The sequence below is a fragment of the Dyella sp. 2YAF14 genome (assembly GCF_052114725.1).
Lineage (GTDB): Bacteria > Pseudomonadota > Gammaproteobacteria > Xanthomonadales > Rhodanobacteraceae > Dyella.
Window position 1 is genome coordinate 757,820 of the sequence record NZ_JBFRFH010000001.1, and the last position, 18,228, is coordinate 776,047.

An 18,228-nucleotide genomic window follows, 5' to 3' on the forward strand; every position below is an offset into this window, starting at 1 on the left:
AATAAAAAAGCCGGCGCCCGAGGGCGCCGGCCAGGTTCAAACATCGCAAACAACTGCGCTTAGAAGGCGTATTTCACCGTCAGCAGCACCGACCAGCGCTGGGCGAGGTCGTCGTTGTTGTTGATATAGGTCGGGATCGGCAGCGGCTGGTAGCCACCACCCTGGTTGTAGGTGGTGCACGAGGCCTTGCCACCGCAATCGATGTTGTAGATGTACTTGCCCGTCTTCGGGTCGACACCGGCGTAATCGGCCAAGGCACGGCCACCCGGGAACGCCACGCGCTTCTCGATACCCCAATGCTTGTTCAGCAGGTTCGTGAAGTTGTAGACGTCGAAACGGATGATGCCCTTGTTGCCCTTGAAGATGCCCGGGATTTCCTGGCTGAAACTCAGGTCGATCTGGTTGAGCCAGCCGGCGCGGTCGCCATTGCGCTTGGCCACTTCACCCTGGTGATCCTTCAGGTAATCGTTCTTCTGGATGTTCGCCCAGAACTGATCGATCAGCGTCTGGTTGGTACCCGGACGGAACTCGACTTCACCCGGACGCGGGATGTAGACCAGGTCGTTGGTGTAGCCGTCGCCGTTGGCGTCATTGCCGAACGTCCAGCTGTACGGGGACGCGGAGTGACCGTCATAGAAGATGCTCGCGCTGGTGGCGTAGTCGCCCCAGAAGCGATGCTGCCAGTTGAGCGAGGCGATCACGCGACGCGGCACCGAGTAGTTCGAGGTGCTGGCCACGTTTTCGTTCGAGTTGTAGACGTAGTTGTTGCTGTAGTTCGAGTTGGCGACCGAGGACGTGCCCGGGTTCACTTCGGTCGAACGGCTCCAAGTGAAGCCGATCATGCCCGACCACTCTTCCGAGAACGGCTTCTTCAGCGACAACGCGATGCTGTCGGCGCTGCCCTTGCCGGTGTTGGCGAGGTTGATCATCTGACCGGAGAACGCCGGGTTGGCATTCTTGCGCGGACCCGGCTTGGTCGTAGCAGGATCGGTCAGCGCGGCGTAGTAGGTGCTGCGGCCGTCCGGCAGCATGCCGGTCGGGGCGCCCAGGTTCACGTTCTGGAACCAGATCGCATCGCGCTGGTCGATGTGCTCCCAGTCAGCCGTGGCGATCAGGCCGTACCAGGGCAGCTCGCGGTCGACGCCGAGGCTGAACTTCCACGCGGTCGGGATGTTCCAGTCCTTGGAGATGGTGTTGACCGTCATCTGGCCAGCACCGACCGGGCCGTTGTTCTGGTTATGCGGATCGGCGCTGAACGGCGGCAAGTTGACGTTGCACGGCGGCGACTGCGTCGGACCGCAGTTGAACTGCGTCTGGGTCACGCCGGAGTTGGAGAAGATGTTGCCCAGCCACACGGCCGGCTGGTTGGTCACGAACAGGCCCGCGCCACCACGCAGCTGCGTCATGCGCTCGGTGTTGAACGCATAGTTGAACGACATGCGCGGCTGCACCACGCGATGGCCGTTGATGGTGTACTGGTTGGTCTGGCCGAAGCCGCCAGCCGCCGCACCCGTCTTCGGGTTGATCGTCGCCGGAGCTGCGTAGGCAGCGTTGTACAACGGCTTGTCGTCCATCAGCGGCACGTCGACGCGCACGCCGTACTGCAGCGACAGGTTGTTGGTCACCTGCCAGGTGTCCTGCAGGAAGATGCCCCACTGCGTGAGGTTGTAGTTCGCGGCGACGTCGCCCAGGCCCAGGGTGCCGGCCGGACGGTTGTAGCGATACTGGTAGTACAGGCCCTTGGCGAAGTTATCCAGACCCGTGGTGCCCTTGGGGCCCGGGACTTCTTCGAAGATGTAGCTGCCGTAGTAGTTCTGCAGGAACAAGTTGTAGTACTTGCCCTTTTCGTAATCGAAGCCACCCTTCACGGTGTGGTCGCCGAGATACAAAGTGCCGGCCCAGGCTGCGTCGAGCGTCTTCACCTTCAGCACGTTTGCCTGGCTGGAGTACTCGGTGCCGAACTCGATCGCCGGACCACCAAACGCCACCGGATAAACCGTGACGTCCGGCATCGCCACGCCGTTGTACGGGCCGCGGTTCTGGTCGAAGTTGGCGTACGACAAGGTGGTGTCGGTCGAGAAGATTTCCGACCAGTCGTCGTAGAAGTGCAGCGCGTAGCTCTTGTTGTCGACGTTGGTGTTGTACCAGCCGCTGGACAGCACGAGCTTGGTGGTGCTGCCGGTGATGATCGGCTTCTCTTCCTTGGTCTCGCTATAGGTGAAGCTCGCGCGATGGTTGTCGGCGATGTTCCAGTCGATCTTGGCGAGGTAACGCTTGTCCTGCAGGTTGGAGTTGCCGCCGCCCACCGAACCGATGTCGGTCAGGCCGTACTTGGCGGCGATGTCGCGCACCTGCTGCACCTGCTGGTTGGTCAGGCCCTTGATCGGCGTCGCGGCGCCGGAATCCTGCGGACCGTAGGGGCTGCCCGAACCGACCTGCTCGCTCTTTTCATACGAGGCAAAGAAGAACAGCTTGTCCTTGATGATCGGACCGCCAACGGTGCCACCGGCCGTCCACTGGCGATTGAAGCCGGCGTACGGCTTGTCCAGCTCGTTGTCACCGATCATGTCGGTGTTCTGGAACGCGTAGTAGACCGAGCCGTGGAAGTCGTTGGTACCGCTCTTGGTCACGGCGTTGACGTTGGCGCCGATGCCGCGACGGGTGGCCACGTCGTAGTTGGCCGTCGAGATGTTGTATTCCTCGATGGTGTCCTGCGAGATCGGCGTGCCCAGCGTCGGCAGGCCGTTCGCGTTCAGGCCGAACGGATCGTTCGCGCTGACCGAGTCGACGGTGATGTTGTTGTAGCGGCTGTTCTGGCCGACGGCCGAGATTTCGCCACGGGCGCGGTCGGTGATCACCACGCGGGGATCAAGACGGACCACGTTCTGGATCGAGCGACCCGGGGTCGGCGTGGCATCGAGCTCACGACGCGACACGTTGGTCGACAGGCCCTTGTTGTCCGGGGTGAAGGTCTGCGACAGCGTGTTGGCCGAGACGGTCACGCCGCTGAGGTTCTGCGCGTTCGCCGTATCAGCGGTAACGCCCATGGTCAGGTTGACCGCGGTGTCCTGGGCCAGCTGCAGGTACACGTTGTCCTGCTCACTCTGGGTGCCGTCCTTGGACACCTTCACGTCGAACGGGCCGCCCACGCGCAGGCCCTGAGCCGAGTAACGGCCGGCCGCGTCTGTGGTGGTGGTCTTGGTGGTGCCCGAGGGCTCATGCACGATCTGCACGGTGGCGCCGGCGATCGGCTGGCCGCTGCCGTCAACGATGCGGCCGCTGATGGAAGACGAGGTGTCCTGGGCCAGCACCGGAGCCGTGGCGAGCAAGCCCGCAATCGCCAATGGCAGCAATTTCGTACGCAACGAATGGTTCATCGAGATTCAACCCCTTAAGAAAGTCGCAAAAAAGGCATGGGACCAGACCGAAGGAGTCCCATGCCCCCTCGCCACCGTCTTAAGTGACTGATTCCCCAAATTATTTTGATTCGTCCGGGACCGCCCCGCAGGGGCCGTCGACCGCAACTCATCACGACGAATGTAACCGCATTATATTACAATTTCGTAACTTTTTGACGAAATACTCACACTTCTTGCGGGCTTTTCTTACGCTTGGCGTAAGTTATTGATGCTTGAACATTTCCTCGGGCACAAAAAAAACCGGCGCCTCGCGGCGCCGGTTTCGGGGTACTGCTTAAGCCGTTCGACTTAGAAGAACGAGATGCCGAAGGTGACCATGTAGGTGCGGTCTTCCAGCAGCGAGTAGTACGGCGCCGAGGTGAACAGCGTACCGCCCGTGTTGACGTCCTTGATCGTGTTGCCCGGATTGCTGGCCAGGAACGCGCCGATGTTGTTGGCGTTGGTCAGCGCACGCTTGTTGGTCAGGTTGAACACGTTGAGCTTGATGTACGGATTGCGCAGCCAGGTGGCGAAGTCCGAGAACTTCCAGCCGGCGTTCAAGTTGAACACGGTGTAGCCGCCCACCTGTTCGGTGTTGGACCAGTCACCCCAGATCGGACCGCGGTACTTGGCGTCCAGGGTGGCCCAGAACGGACCGTGGTCGTAGCCCAGGCGCACATAGCCCGAGTTCTTCGGCGTGTTGAGGAAGGTCTTGCCTTCGGTCGGGTAGGTGCCGTCGCCGAAGGTGTTGACGTTACCGTCGAGGATCGCCTTCTGGTACGAGTAGTTGCCGTACAGGGTCCAGTCTTCGGCGAACTTGTAGCTGCCTTCGGCGGTGATGCCGCGCATGTGCATCTTCGGCAGGTTCAGGTACACCGTCTGGCCGGAGTTGACGTCGTAGCCCGAGATCTGCTTGTTGACCAGGTGCGACTCGTACGCATCGACGTTGGCCGAGAAGTGATCGGCATAGAAGCGCCAGCCCAGGTCGACCGTGGTGGCCTCTTCCGGCTTGGCCTGATAGGTACCGGCCGCAGCGTTGGCGAGGTTCTTCGGGTTGTCCGCCACGGCAACGTTCTGCAGCAGCGAGCCATTGATCGGTGCACGGTAGGTGCGGCCGGCGCCGATGTAGAACTGGTTCTGGTCGTCGAGCTGGTACTTCACGCCAGCAGTCGGGCTGACCTTGTGATAGGTCGCTTCAGCCGTGCCGCCGAACTGGTTGGTCTTGGCAGTGGGAGTGCTGTAGCTGCCCCAGTTCTCGTAGTCGTAACCGGCACGGTCTTCCCACAGGTACGCCGCGCCGACCGTGATGGTCCACTTGTCGTTCGGCGTCCAGGTGTTGGTGGCGAAGAACTTCTTGATTTCGGAGTTGGTGTACTCACGGTACAGGCGCTGGATCACGCCGTTGGAGTAGCGGATGTAGTTGGAGTCGCCCCAGAAATCGGACGGCTCGCCGCCGACGGCGGGGTTGAAGACTTCCTGCTGCTGCTGGCGGGCACGCTCGTACCAGAAGCCGTATTCCAGGCTGTCGTCCATACCGAAGTCCTGGTTCAACTTGGCGATGACACCGGGACGGTAGGTGAAGGTCTGGCTGACGTCGTAAGCCACCGCGCTGCCGGCGATCTTGCCGTCGCCGTTGAGGTCCTGGTCGGCCACGCCGATCACGTTCTGCGGCACGGTCGATTCGGTGAACTTGTAGCCGCCGCCGCCGCCGCCGTTGCCGTACCAGAAGTACGGCACCACCGACAGGCGCAGGCTGTCAGCCAGCTTGAACTCGCCATCGAGGCTGGCCAGCCAGCTGGTGAACGGGTTGGTGTGGAGCTTCCAGTAGTAGGTATCGGTCGGGCTGTAGGGCTCGTCGTAGCTCTGGAAATAACCGCCCGTACGCACCTGGGCCTTGGTCAGGCTGTCATAGCTGTAGTTGCGCTCGCGGTTGTACTGCACCGAACCGGAGATGTAGTTGTTGTCGTCGATCGTCCACAGCGCCTTGCCGTCGACCTTGGTGACGTTCAAGTCGCCCGGGCCGCGCCAGAAATCGGAGGTGTTGTTCGAGTACGACAGCCACGCGCGCACCGGACCGAGGTCACCGGTATTGAAGCGCAGGAAGGTGCGGCGATAGTCGTGGTTGCCCAGGCTCTGGGCAAAGTCCAGGCCGGCCGTGTGCGACGGATCGATGGTGACCCAGGAAATGGCGCCACCGGCCGCGCCGGAGATCGGCGTGTCGACGTCCGGGTAACCCTGCAGCACGGTGATGTCACCCATGTTCTCGGTGTCGCCGTACTCGGTCGAGTAGACCTTGTAGTTGCCGCTGTCGTTGATCGGCGCGCCGTTGACGGTGGTGCCGATTTCGTCGCTGGTGAAGCCGCGAATCTGGTAGTTGCCGTTGGCCAGGCCGCTGACGTCGTCGGTCGAGGCATTCACGCCCGGGATCGAGTCGATCATCTGCACGAAGGTGCCGCCCGGCGCCGCCTTGACGATGGCATCGCGCGAGATGGTCGAAACCGCCTTCGGAGCCGTCTGCACCGACATCAGGCCATCACCCAGCGACAGGCTCTGCGCCTGCACCGTCACGGTGTCCAGCTGCTGGGCACGCTTGGTGTCGTTGGAGGTGGTGGTGTTGGACGTGCTCGACGGGCCGTTGCGGGTAGCCGGTTCCTTGGTCTGCGGGTTGGTGGCCTGGCCCGAGGTGTCCTGGGCCGAGGCGACACCGGCTGCCATACAAAATACGACAGCAATGGCCATGGAAAGGTGGTTTCGTTTCATCATCGTCATTCCAGAATTGACAAAGTTTTGGAGTCAGCTGCCGCCCCTTAAGGTCGCCAGCAAACCGAGTAGGAAAGTGGAGCGTCGCCCGGCAGAAAGATCTCGCGATTAATCGAAAGATGCTTCGCAAGTCATTGCGTAAAAACGCAATTTCATGCCATTTAACGTAAATTTAAACGTTTCCTCCGGGCGTAAAAAAGCCCGATCGGTAAAAATCGGGCGAAATTACGAAATTAGTTGAAGCTGTTGGTCCAGGCGACGACTAGCCCCTTGCGCCCGACCAACGACGTAAGCTTTGCATAAGTATTTTACAAGAAATTTACCGAAGGATCACGCGAACGCCAAGGCCCGCGCTTTCTCCCCATCCAACGGTCAATCAGTCACCACTGAAATTCTCGTAGGGCGATATCTGGCCGACCGGGAAGGCGTTGGCAGAACCGGACGCCTCTTACTTGCCCAGATAGCGCGCCCGCTTGGCGGGCTTGAGCGTCGCCAGATCGAGCATCACCAGACCATCCACACAGCCGGAGAAACCCGGATCCTCGCCGAAAGCGAGGAACTGCACACCTTCTGGATCGACCAGATCCACGTACTGGCGATACAGCACCGGCAGGCTGACGCCGAGCGCATCGAGATGATGCTTGAGTTTGCCAAGGCCTGCCGCCGGGTCCAGGCCCGCCAGCGCATCACGCACCAGCTCGATCACCCCCGGCGACACCACGAACGGCTGCCGCGCCGAAGCCAGACCCGGCGCACCAAAGTAATGCTGATGCGCCGCGGCGATCCATTCGCGCGCCTCGCGCGGAAGCGCAACCGACATGCTCACCGGACCAAACAGGTAACGCAGGTCCGGATGGCGCTGCAGGTACAGACCAATGCCCTGCCACAACTGATCCAGCGCACGCGAGCGCCAATAGGCCGGCGCGATAAAGCTGCGTCCCAACTCCAGCCCCTGCGCCAGGCGCGACTCGAGCGCGGGCGAATAGCTGAAGAGACTGGAGGTATACAGCGCCGCCATGCCGCGCTCGCCAATCAGGCGACCGCCGTGGCCGAAGCGATAGGAGCCGACGATGCGCAGCGCCTTCGGATCCCACAACACCAGGTGCTCGTAATGTGGATCGTAGGCGTCGAGGTCGCGACGTGCGCCGGTGCCCTCGCCCACCTTGCGGAACGTGAGTTCGCGCAGGCGACCGATCTCGCGCAGCACGGCGCTGTCGGACGCGCCCTTGAACAACAGGATCTGCTTGCCGTCATTGAGGTCGGCGAGCTTTTCCGCCTGCGCCTGCAGCTCGGCGACCACGCGCTCGGTGGGCTCCGGATGCGCCAGCGGCGCCTGGCCGCCAAAGATCAGGCCGCGATGACGACCCACGCGGTATACGTGGCGACGCATCAACTTGGCCGCGCGCTTCGTCGAATCGCCGCTGTGCTGCTCGAGTTCGTCGGCCGACACCAACTGGCCCACGCTGAAACCAATGCGGCGGCTGGTGGGTGAAATCGCTTCGCGCGGCAGCATCGCCGTGCTGAGCGGCTTGGCCAGCATCGACAAGCCATAGAACATGGCGGAGTTGCGCGCGGCGACGTGGATCGGCAGCACCGGCGCACGGCTGCGCTGCGACAGGCGCGCAAATCCATCGGACCAGCGTCCGTCGCTCACGCCCGACGGACTCACGCGCGACACTTCGCCCGCGGGGAAAACGATCAAGGCCTCGCCGTTGTCGAGCGCACGATAAATATCGCGCATGCGCGAGGCGGCGCCCTTGCCGAACACATCGACCGGCAGCAACAACTTGTGCAGCGGCGGGATCGACATCAGCCAGTCGTTGGCGAGGATGCGCACATCGCTGCGCACCGAGCCAACCATCTGCAGCAGGGTCAGCGCATCGATCATGCCCAAGGGATGGTTGGCGACGATCAGCACGCCGCCTTCGACCGGAATGTTCTCCCGCTCGCGCGGGTTGACGAAGTAGCTGACGCCAAGCACGTCCAGCGTGCGCTCGACAAAGTCGAAACCTTCGGCCTCGCCTGCGGCTACCAGGGTGCGGTTGAACCCTTCCTCATCGGCCAGTCGGCCCAGCATGCCGGCCACCGGCCGGCGGATCAGGGGGTGTTGCGCCAACCATGGCAGACGTTCGGTGAGGGTCTGTTCAACTTTGAGCATGACCGCCTCCTGGGAATTACCCCAAATGCTGGTAGCGGATTATGACAGCAAGGTTATGCGGATGGGTCCGAAAGATCACGTGTGCGACTTTCGTGTCGTTTCAAACGACCAGATGCAGATAAGCCGCCACGCCGCCCATGAACATCTGCACTGACAGCGCGATCAGCAGCATGCCCATCACGCGCTCAAGCGCCGTGAGCACGCTTTCGCCCAGCCAGCGGAACAGATAAGTCGAGCACAGCAGGATCACCGAGGTCGCCAACCACGCGCCCAGCAAGGCGATGGCCCAATCCGCCGTACGACCGGGCTGGGTATTGGTAAGCAGTAACAGAGCTGCCATCGCGGACGGCCCGGCCACGCCGGGAATGGCCATGGGCACGATGAAGGGCTCGCCCTCGCCCTGCTTGCCGAAGATGCCGCCGCCATCGGCGGGCGGGAACACCATGCGGATGCCGATCAGGAACAGCACGATGCCGCCGGCGATGCTGATCGATTCCTGGCGCAACTGCAGCAGCTTGAGGATGTGCTGGCCGCCGATCAGGAAACCCAGCAGCACGCCCAGTGCGATCAGCAGCTCGCGGATCATCACCTTGCGGCGCCGCTTGGGCGCCACGTCCTTGAGCAGGCTCAGGAAGATCGGGATGTTGCCGAGCGGATCCATGATCAGGAACAGCAGGATTCCCGCCGCCAGCGTGGTCATCTGCGTTTCCATCTCAGCGGAGCTCCTGCGTCATGCTCATGCCGATTCACGCAAATCGAGAGCTGCGCCGCGCGCGCCCCTGCCCTGCTCGCCCAACAGATAGATGGCTGCCTGCGCGGCCGCATCCGGCAGCGGATGGATCATCGTGTCTTCGCCGAAATACGCCGCGCGTCGCAGCGTGGTTCGCATCGGTGCGGGCAACAAGGCGTGCGCACGCAGTGGCGACTGTTCGGTTTCCTGATGCAGGATTTCCACCAGTCGCTCCAGCGCCGCCTTCGATACGCCATAGGCGCCCCAGTGCGCGCGCTGCACGAGCTCGGGATTGTCCAGCACGAACACCACCGCGCTATCGGGTGCGCGCGACAGCAGCGACATGCAGGCCTGGGTCAAGGCAAACGGCGCCGACACATTGACGTGCATCGCTCGCAGCCAGTCGTCGGGCTTGTGCACGGCCAGCGGCGTCAGCTCCTTGAAGCTGGCGGCGGCATGCACGATGCCGTCGAGGCGACCGAAATCGCGTTCGAGGCCATCGGCCAGCGCTTCATAGTCACGCGGCGTGGCCACTTCCATATCGAGCGGATGGATCACCGGCTCGGGCAAGCCCTCGCCGATCATCGCATCGTAAAGTTGTTCCAGCTGGCGCTTGCGGCGACCCGTGATCACCACCGTGGCGCCGGCACGCGAAGCCGCACGCGCGACCGCCGAGCCCAGGCCGCCATAGGCACCGGTGACCAGTACGACACGACCGGCCAAGGAACCAGGCGCCGCAACCCAGCCTTCCGGCAGACGAACCAGGGGAAGCGCCATCAGGAACCGGCCCCCGCCACATCCGCCGCCATGCGCGCGAGTTCACCCGCCGCGTTGAGGTCTTCGATGATGTCGCATCCGCCGATCAGCTCGCCCTGGATGAAGAGCTGCGGGAAGGTCGGCCAGTTCGCGTAATGCGGCAACGCCGCGCGGACTTCCGGGTCGGCCAGCACGTTGACGGCATGAAACTGCGCGCCCGCCGCCTTCAACGCCTCCACGGCGCGGCTGGAGAAGCCGCACATGGGGAACTGCGGCGTGCCCTTCATGAAGAGCACGATGGCGTGTTCGGCCAAGACAGCCTTGATTCGCTCGTTAACGTCCATAAGTCGAGTCGTTCATCGTTACAATGCAATGAGATCGATAGTGTATCAGTCGTGCGCGGGTCGCCGGTCCTCGGCCAATCCTGCCCGACCCCTTTCCTCAGCCAACGCCCAGGAGCCACAACATGGCGATCGAACTCCCCCCCTTGCCCTACGAAAAGAACGCACTTGAGCCGCACATTTCCGCGGAAACGCTCGAGTATCACTATGGCAAGCATCATCAGGCCTACGTGACCAACCTCAACAACCTGATCAAGGGCACCGAGTTCGAGAACGCCGCGCTTGAGGACATCATCAAGAAGTCGTCCGGCGGCGTGTTCAACAACTCTGCCCAGGTCTGGAACCACACCTTCTATTGGAACTCGTTGAGCCCCAAGGGCGGCAATGAGCCGACCGGCAAGCTGGCCGACGCCATCAACAAGGCGTTCGGTTCGTTCGACAAGTTCAAGGAAGAGTTCACCAAGTCGGCCGTGGGCAACTTCGGTTCGGGCTGGACCTGGCTGGTGCAGCGTCCGGATGGTTCGCTGGGCATCGTCAACACGTCCAACGCAGCCACCCCGATCACCGGCAGCGACAAGCCGCTGCTGACCTGCGACGTGTGGGAACACGCGTACTACATCGACTACCGCAACGCCCGTCCGAAGTACCTCGAGGCGTTCTGGAATCTGGCGAACTGGGAATTTGCGGCCAAGAATCTGGCCTGATTTCTCGCTGGATGCAGTCACGAAAAACGGGGCCTCGCGGCCCCGTTTTTTTTTGCGCGATCTGTACTGTGGGAGCGCACCCTGTGCGCGACAGGCGCCTCGCCGATACCTTGACGCACGGTCGTCGCGCACAGGGTGCGCTCCCACAATATCGTCGTTATTTACGCTCCAGCAATTTGTCGACCGCGGGCTGCGCCTGCGGATCACGACCCAGCGCATGGGCGATGCCAGTCAGGCGCTCGATCAGCTGCGCGGCATCAGGCGCGCACACAGTGGCATGCCCCACCTTGCGACCGACACGCGGCTGCTTGCCGTAGTCGTGCCAGTGCGCGTCGATGGCTTGAAGCACCGGTGCGGCATCGGGCAGCTCGCCAATCCAGTTGAACATGGCCGAGAGGCCCCGCGCCGAGGTATCGCCCAGCGGCAGGCCGAGCACGGCGCGCACGTGATTTTCGAACTGGCTGGTGAGTGCACCCTCGATGGTCCAGTGACCGGAGTTGTGCACACGCGGCGCCATTTCGTTGCCGAGCAACTCGCCGTTTTTCACGAACAGTTCGAGCGCAAACACACCGACGTAATCGAGCTTCTCCGCCAGCGTGCGGGCCAGGCCGGTAGCACGTGCCTGCAAGGCGGCAATGTCGGACGCCGGCGCCAGGCTGAGCGACAGCACGCCATCGGTATGCCAGTTCTGCGTCAGCGGCCAGGTGCGGAAGTCGCCGTCGCGACCACGCACGGCGATCACCGACAACTCGCGGTCGAACGGCACGAAGGCCTCGAGGATCAAGCCATGCGCCTGCGCCTGCGCACCGAGCGCAGCCCAGGCGGCATCGGCATCGGCCAAGGTCTTGATGCGGAACTGTCCCTTGCCGTCATAACCCAGGCGGCGCGTCTTGAGGATGGCCGGCGCGCCGACGGTCGCCAGCGCGCGCTCGAGATCCTCGCGCGTGTCGACCGCCTTGAACTCGGGCGTCTGCAGACCGCATTCGAGGAACAAGGTTTTTTCGGCCAGGCGATCCTGCGCCACGGCCAGCGCGCGCGGCGCGGGAAACACGTCGACGCGGTTGGCGAGCCAGTGCGCGGTTTCGGCCGGCACATTTTCAAAGTCGAAAGTGACCACGTCGACTTCGCGAGCGAAGTGCTCCAGCGCGTCGTAGTCGGTCCAGTCGGCCACCACCAGTGGGGCAATCTGCCCGGCGCAGGCGTCGACGGCGCTGTCGACCACGAGGGTCTTCACGCCCAGCGGCGCAGCGGCCAGCGCCAGCATGCGGGCAAGYTGGCCGCCGCCGAGGATGCCGAGCACCGGTTGGCGTCGAGCGGTMACGAGCGCGGATCCGGGTTGTCCAGCACGGTCTGCGTCTGGCGGGAACGGTAGCTGTCGAGCGCGGCGGCGATGGCGGGGTCGTGCAGTGCCAGCACCGAGGCTGCCAGGATGCCGGCGTTCACGGCACCGGCGCGGCCGATGGCCAGCGTGCCGACCGGGATGCCTGCCGGCATCTGCGCGATCGACAGCAACGAATCCATGCCATTGAGCGCCTTGGACTGCACTGGTACGCCGAACACCGGAAGCCGCGTCTTGGCTGCCAGCATGCCCGGCAGATGGGCGGCGCCGCCGGCGCCGGCCACGATGACCTGGATGCCGCGACCGACAGCTTCTTCGGCGTACTGGAACAACAGGTCCGGCGTACGGTGCGCCGATACCACGCGCACCTCGTGCGCCACGCCAAGCTCGGCCAGCACGCTGGAGGCATGCTCCATGGTTTCCCAGTCCGAACGGGAGCCCATTACAACGCCCACGCGCGGCGGGAGGGAAGTCGAGGTCATGACCCAAGCCATCCAAAAGGGTTATTGTACGGACTTTCCGCGTCTCGGCACGACCCACTCCCCATGGACAAACGCCTACTCGACATCCTCTGCTGCCCGGTCAGCAAGGTTCCCGTCCGCCCGCTCCAGCGCCAGGAGCTCGATGCCCTGAACAAGGCCATCGGGGCCAGCCAGGTCCAGAACGTGGCAGGCGCCGCCGTGAGCGCCCCAGTGACCGAAGGGCTGATCACCACGGACCGCAAGGTCATCTACCGGGTCGAGGACGGCATCCCCGTCATGCTCCCCGAGGAAGGCATCGGTACCTTGCAGCTCACTGACTTTCCAGCGGCCGCCTGAGGGCCACTTTGGGCCGGATGTCCGCAAGAACCCGCTTCTTGTGAACGTGTCGACATATATCGATACGGCGAATGACAGCGGCCCATGACATCCCTTATCGTAGGCTGGCGTATTGTCGTATGTGGCTGTGAGCACGTCGGCATCACTTTCAGGGGGTGAAAGGCGATGAAAGACGCCAGTGAATCATCCAATATCGTCAGCCTGACCCAGCGCCTGGACCCGTCCAGCGAGCGCGGAGGCGCCCTCTTGAACACCGTCCGGGACATTGCGGGCCGCCGCCTGCAGATCTTGATCAACGGCATGTTCGAGCATGTCGACGATGCGCTGTTCGATCTGGCCGAAAAAGCCGAGAACAACGCCGCCCAGATGCACTACTTCGACGGCATGCGCGAAGTGCGCAAGCGCCGTCCGATGGTGGAGCGCAGCTTCCTGGCGCAGATCTCGCGCGAGCTGACCGATTTCGCCTCGAGCTATCGCAACAACGCCGGCAACAGCAATGGCGTGTCGTTGCCGGTGGGTTCGGTGGAACTGTCGCTGGTGGCCGACAACGAACTGGAAGAATCGCTGGCCATCACCAGCATGATCGGCAAGAACGAGACGCGCCTGACGCGCGATCTGTTCGCCGTGAACCAGCGCCTGTCCGTCATCTATGGCGGCATCAAGATCGACGACGCCACCAATCCGGTGGGGCCGGCCGCACTGTCGCAGGCGTTCCGCCAGGCGATGCGCGAGCTCAGCGCCGAGATGCGCGTCAAGCTGATCATCTACAAGCTGTTCGACCGTTACGTGCTGGCCTCGCTGGATGAGCTATACCAGGAGATCAACGCCGAACTGGTGCGTGCCGGCGTGCTGCCGCAGCTGCGCCACGAGATCCCGCGTGCTGGCGGCGCTGCCCGCGCAGCCGGTACGGCCGCACCCGCGGGCAATGCGGTCGCTGCCGAGCAGACCGAAGGCACCTTCCTCGGCGAAGACGAGACGGGCAACGCCTCCAACGAATTGATCCAGACGCTGCGCACGCTGTTCAGTGCACGCCGTCCGGCGCCTGTTGCGGGCGCCATGCCGATGTCTGCCGGCGCCATGCAGATGCCCAGCGCCAACGAGCTGATCGGTGCGCTGAGCGTGCTGCAGAGCCAGGCCGCCATCAACCAGCACATGCCACTGAGCACCAGCAACGCGGTGGAGCTGGCTGGCGAAGTGCAACAGCTGAAGGAACACCTGCTCGCCCAGATCGGCTCCCTGCGCGGCGAAAAGCCGAGCCAGGTGTCAACCATCGACGAGGACACCATTGATCTGGTCGGCATGCTGTTCGAGTTCATCCTCGAAGACCGCAACCTGCCGACCGAGATGCAGGTATTGCTGGCGCGCCTGCAGATTCCGTATCTGAAGGCCGCCATCCTCGACCGCAAGCTGTTCGCGCATCGCCAGCATCCGGCACGCCGGCTGCTCGACAACCTGGCCGACGCCGCCAAGGGCTGGTCGGCGGAATCCGATCGCGATCACCGCCTGCACGACAAGATCAAATCCATCGTCGACCGCCTGCTGCAGGACTTCGACGATGACATGACCATCTTCGAGCGCCTGTGCGCCGAGCTGCAGGAATTCCAGGACATCAGCCGCCGCCGTGCCGAACTGGCCGAGCAGCGCGTGGCCGAGTCCACCCGTGGCCGCGAGAAGCTCGAGCAGGCACGCCGCCGTGCCGCCCGCGAGATCCTCAGCCGTATAGAAGGCCATAACCTTCCGCCGCTGATCCACGGCATCCTGTCGCGCGCCTGGGCGAACTACCTGGTGCTCACCATTCTCCGCCAGGGCGAGGAATCGAGCGAGTTCCGCGACGCGCTGCGTTTTGCCAACGACTTCATCGACAGCACCAAGCCGGCCCGCACGCTCGACGAGCGCCGCGCGCTGCGCCAGATGCTGCCGGGCATCGAGCGCGCCCTGCGCCGCGGCCTGGGCAACGTGGCGTTCCAGGAAAGCGACATCGATCGCCTGCTGGCCCAGCTGCACACCTATTACCGCCACCAACTCGGCGAAGCCGTGCCGGAGGCCGAGGTGCATGCGGTGGAGGAATCCACCACCCTGCCCATCCCCGAAAGCATCCAGCCGATTGCCGAGTCCGAAGCGGAACTTGACCGCACCGAACCCGTGCAGGAGCCGGTGCTCGACACGCCGGAGATGCTGTTGGTCTCCGAGCTCAAGCCCGGCACCTGGCTGGAGTTCGTGACGGGTCCGGACACCATCGAGCGCGCCAAGCTCTCGTGGATCAGCCCGATGAGCGGCCGCTACCTGTTCGTGAACCGCCGCGGCCTCAAGGTGGCCGATTACTCGCCGCACGAACTGGCCCAGGCACTCGCCAGCGGCACGGCGCGCGTGCTTGAATCCACCGCTCTGTTCGACCGCGCGCTGGATGCCATCGTCGGTCGCCTCAGCCAACCGGCCACGTCCCAAGCACCGACCGAATGACTTCAGTACAACTTGTTCCACCGTCGTCCGACCTGATCCAGGCGGATGTCGAACGCGCGTTCGCCGAAGATATCGGCACGGGTGACGCCACCGCCGGGCTGCTGCCTGCAGACGCCACCGCCAGCGCTGCGCTGACCTGCCGCGAAGACGCGGTGGTGGCCGGCACCGACTGGTTCAACGCCTGTTTCCGCCAGCTCGATCCGCAGGTGCAGATCGAATGGACCGTGCGCGATGGCGACCGTGTCGCCGCGGGCTCGGTGATCTGCCGCCTGCGTGGCAACGCGCGTGCCCTGGTCACGGCTGAGCGTTCGGCCCTGAATTTCCTGCAGCTGCTATCTGGCACCGCCACCTCGACCGCCGCGCACGTGGCCGCCGTGGCGGGTACTGGCGTGCGCGTGCTGGATACGCGCAAGACGGTTCCCGGTCTTCGATTGGCGCAGAAGTACGCGGTGCGCTGCGGCGGCGGGCACAACCATCGGGTGGGTTTGTATGACGCCATCCTGGTGAAGGAAAACCACATCATCGCTGCGGGCAGCATCAAGGCCGCCGCCGAAGCGGCGCGTCGACTGCATCCCAGGCTGTTGCTGGAAATCGAAGTGGAAAATCTCGACGAACTGCAGCAGGCCCTGGACGCCGGCGCCGATCGCATCATGCTGGACAACTTCACCCTGCCGCTGATGCGCGAAGCCGTGACCCTGGCCAAGGGCCGTGCAGAGCTGGAGATTTCCGGCAACGTGGATCTGTCGACCATTGGCGAGTACGCGAGCACCGGCGTGGATTTCATCTCGGTGGGTGCGCTGACCAAGCATGTGCGGGCGGTGGATTTGTCGCTGCGCTTGAAGCTCGACTGAGTCGCGCCCAAGCGCGCCCTTCGCCAGTCATGGCGGCCTGCGCCGGAATGACGAGCAGCAGGCGACTTTCACACCGCGCCCCTTGCAAGCCACGCGCGACGCCTACACTCTCGCCACATGAGTGAGCTTTCCGACCTGATCCTGTTAGTCCTGCTGCTGGCCATCATCGGCTTGTGGCTCAAGCTCGCCCGCGGCCGCGAACAGGCCACGCAGGAAGCCCGCCAGCAATGTCGCCAGCATGGCCTGCAGTTGCTCGATGAAAGCGTGGGCCTGCGCGGCGCCCGCCTGCTGCGCCAGCACGGCCAGCTGATGCTTGAGCGTTGCTACACCTTTGAAGTGAGCATCGACGGCAACGACCGCGAACCCGGCAAGCTGTGGCTGATCGGACATACGTTGAGCGGCGTCAGCCTGCCGACCATCCAGAGTCATCTGCCCGGCCTGCTTTCCGAACATGTGCCGCCGCCGGCGCACGACAATGTGGTGCCGCTGCGCCCGCGGCTACGCAAAGACAACCAGCTGCACTGAGGCCTTGATGGCCCGATCGCGCCGGGCCAGCCGGCGCGACGGCAACGCGGCTTACTTCACCACTCGCAGGAACGGCGCGCTGCGCTTGGGCTTCTCGCCTGCCTCGCCCTCGGGCGTCGGCGGGGTGTCGTCGGGATCGGGCGAGGACGGCGGCGGCTGATCGCCACCTTCTTCGGCCGGGAACATCATGCCCTGCCCGTTTTCCTGCGCGTACAGCGCCAGCACGGCCTGAATCGGAATATGGATGTTGTGGCTGACGCCGGAGAAGCGCGCCTGAAAGCTGATCCAGTCGTTGCCCAGGTCCAGGCTGGCCACGGCACGCATGGCCAGGTTCAACACGACCTGTCCGTTCTTGATGACCTGCGGAGGCACCCGCACCCCTTCCCGCCCGGCATCGACCAGGACATAAGGGGTCAGATTATTGTCGGTGATCCAGTCGTAGATCGCCCTCAGCAAGTAAGGACGATTGGAGGACATCGGCGGGAGCTTGTCGTCGGTCATGCAAAAACCTATGGAGGGCGCCGCCTCACGGGATAAGCCCAGGGCGCGCCAAGTGGATCGTGGCAGTGTAATGCGAAGCCGAGGCGAGTTGTCGCAGTGGCGCCGTCCAGCGCGCCCAAACGCCGCCGGGGCGGCCAGGCAGGCCCATCAAGGCCTGCCGCCTGAACCTCAGGGGCGCATGGCCTTCTCTTCGGGGGTCATGCTGCGGGCGTAGCCCTGGCTCGCGAACAAGCGCTCGCCATAGTCGAGGATGGGCTTGCCCTCCCGTCCCAGGTCCACCCCCAGCCAGGGCAGGCGCCAGACCACCGGGGCCACCAGGCAATCGGTGAGGCTCATTTCCGGGTTCAGGAAGAACCGGGATGCCTTGAACAGAGGCAGCGCTGACAGCAAGTGCTCCCGCAGCCGCTTGCGGGCCGCATCGGCTGGACGGCCGCCTGCCCTGATCAGGTCCACTTCGGGCAGCCAATCCAGCTCGATCCGCACATTGGCCAGACGCAGACGCGCCCTGGATAACGGGTCGATCGGCATCAGCGGCGGATGGGGATAGCGTTCGTCCAGGTATTCGCAGACGACCGCCGTGTTGTAGAGGGTCAGGTCGCGATCAACCAGGGTCGGCGTGGTGCCGTAGGGGTTGAGGTCGAGCAGGTCTTCCGGCGGCTTGGCGGGGTCGACGATCACCCTGTCGTAGCTCACGCCTTTGGCGGCGAGCACGAGACGCGTCCGGTGGCACTGGATGCCATCTGCGGTGGTGTAAAGGGCGAGTGCGGTACGCGAACGAGCGCTTTGGACCATGCGCGATCTCCCCATCGGCTTATCCAAGTACGGCGGCCCCGGCACCCATCAATGGGTCGCAGGCCGCCGTACCGTAGGCTCCGGAAGGTGACGTC

The 18,228-nt window shown here is 63.8% G+C and carries 14 protein-coding genes and 1 pseudogene; 5 read left to right on the top strand and 10 right to left on the bottom strand.

The window, feature by feature from the left end; all coding sequences use genetic code 11:
* Positions 1 to 59: 59 nt before the first annotated feature.
* The 6 genes from AB4Y82_RS03600 to grxD form a co-directional block, all read right to left on the bottom strand.
* A complete protein-coding gene (locus AB4Y82_RS03600) occupies positions 60 to 3,377 on the bottom strand; it encodes a TonB-dependent receptor (protein WP_441602587.1) in 3,318 nt (1,105 codons plus the stop codon).
* Between the two features lie 330 nt (positions 3,378 to 3,707).
* Positions 3,708 to 6,158: a TonB-dependent receptor gene (locus AB4Y82_RS03605; RefSeq protein WP_441611109.1), complete on the bottom strand. Its 2,451-nt coding sequence runs from the start codon at positions 6,156 to 6,158 to the stop codon at positions 3,708 to 3,710.
* A gap of 448 nt (positions 6,159 to 6,606) precedes the next feature.
* On the bottom strand, positions 6,607 to 8,316 hold the full coding sequence (locus AB4Y82_RS03610) for a GNAT family N-acyltransferase (RefSeq protein ID WP_441602585.1): 1,710 nt from the start codon (positions 8,314 to 8,316) through the stop codon (positions 6,607 to 6,609).
* Between the two features lie 100 nt (positions 8,317 to 8,416).
* Positions 8,417 to 9,016, bottom strand: coding sequence for a YhgN family NAAT transporter (locus AB4Y82_RS03615; RefSeq protein ID WP_121881759.1), 600 nt, complete (start codon positions 9,014 to 9,016; stop codon positions 8,417 to 8,419).
* Positions 9,017 to 9,052: 36 nt separating this feature from the next.
* The gene (locus AB4Y82_RS03620; RefSeq protein ID WP_441602584.1) at positions 9,053 to 9,823 is read right to left on the bottom strand and encodes an SDR family NAD(P)-dependent oxidoreductase; all 771 of its coding nucleotides are present in this window, start codon (positions 9,821 to 9,823) and stop codon (positions 9,053 to 9,055) included.
* Positions 9,823 to 10,146, bottom strand: a complete 324-nt coding sequence (gene grxD / locus AB4Y82_RS03625) for a Grx4 family monothiol glutaredoxin (protein ID WP_441602583.1) — start codon at positions 10,144 to 10,146, stop codon at positions 9,823 to 9,825. Before grxD ends, AB4Y82_RS03620 begins: the two co-directional genes overlap by 1 nt.
* 122 nt (positions 10,147 to 10,268) lie before the next feature.
* On the opposite strand from grxD, the gene sodB reads away from it, so the two are divergent.
* Complete coding sequence (sodB, locus tag AB4Y82_RS03630) at positions 10,269 to 10,847, top strand: superoxide dismutase [Fe] (protein WP_121878264.1); 579 nt, start codon at positions 10,269 to 10,271, stop codon at positions 10,845 to 10,847.
* 157 nt (positions 10,848 to 11,004) lie between these two features.
* On the opposite strand, the gene AB4Y82_RS03635 is transcribed toward sodB, so the two are convergent.
* Positions 11,005 to 12,111, bottom strand: a complete 1,107-nt coding sequence (locus AB4Y82_RS03635; protein WP_441611132.1) for a 5-(carboxyamino)imidazole ribonucleotide synthase — start codon at positions 12,109 to 12,111, stop codon at positions 11,005 to 11,007.
* A gap of 59 nt (positions 12,112 to 12,170) precedes the next feature.
* A pseudogene (gene purE, locus AB4Y82_RS03640) lies at positions 12,171 to 12,668 on the bottom strand (5-(carboxyamino)imidazole ribonucleotide mutase); the annotation flags it as partial.
* A gap of 63 nt (positions 12,669 to 12,731) precedes the next feature.
* On the opposite strand from purE, the gene AB4Y82_RS03645 reads away from it, so the two are divergent.
* From AB4Y82_RS03645 to AB4Y82_RS03660, 4 genes are all read left to right on the top strand, one after another.
* Positions 12,732 to 13,004 carry a Trm112 family protein gene (locus tag AB4Y82_RS03645; RefSeq protein ID WP_441602581.1) on the top strand — a complete coding sequence of 91 codons (273 nt, stop codon included), beginning with the start codon at positions 12,732 to 12,734 and terminating at the stop codon, positions 13,002 to 13,004.
* A 165-nt stretch (positions 13,005 to 13,169) separates the two neighbouring features.
* Entirely contained in the window at positions 13,170 to 15,464 is a 2,295-nt protein-coding gene (locus AB4Y82_RS03650; RefSeq protein ID WP_441602580.1) for a DUF1631 domain-containing protein, read from the top strand.
* On the top strand, positions 15,461 to 16,315 hold the full coding sequence (nadC, locus tag AB4Y82_RS03655) for a carboxylating nicotinate-nucleotide diphosphorylase (RefSeq protein ID WP_441602579.1): 855 nt from the start codon (positions 15,461 to 15,463) through the stop codon (positions 16,313 to 16,315). The genes AB4Y82_RS03650 and nadC overlap by 4 nt, the downstream gene beginning before the upstream one ends.
* Before the next feature lie 117 nt (positions 16,316 to 16,432).
* Positions 16,433 to 16,840 carry a DUF3301 domain-containing protein gene (locus tag AB4Y82_RS03660; RefSeq protein WP_441602578.1) on the top strand — a complete coding sequence of 136 codons (408 nt, stop codon included), beginning with the start codon at positions 16,433 to 16,435 and terminating at the stop codon, positions 16,838 to 16,840.
* A 51-nt stretch (positions 16,841 to 16,891) separates the two neighbouring features.
* Here the strand turns inward: AB4Y82_RS03660 and AB4Y82_RS03665 are convergent, their stop codons facing one another.
* Together AB4Y82_RS03665 and AB4Y82_RS03670 are read right to left on the bottom strand one after the other, a co-directional pair.
* Positions 16,892 to 17,341: a ClpXP protease specificity-enhancing factor gene (locus AB4Y82_RS03665; RefSeq protein WP_441602577.1), complete on the bottom strand. Its 450-nt coding sequence runs from the start codon at positions 17,339 to 17,341 to the stop codon at positions 16,892 to 16,894.
* Between the two features lie 168 nt (positions 17,342 to 17,509).
* On the bottom strand, positions 17,510 to 18,133 hold the full coding sequence (locus tag AB4Y82_RS03670) for a glutathione S-transferase N-terminal domain-containing protein (protein ID WP_441611110.1): 624 nt from the start codon (positions 18,131 to 18,133) through the stop codon (positions 17,510 to 17,512).
* Between the last annotated feature and the right edge of the window lie 95 nt (positions 18,134 to 18,228).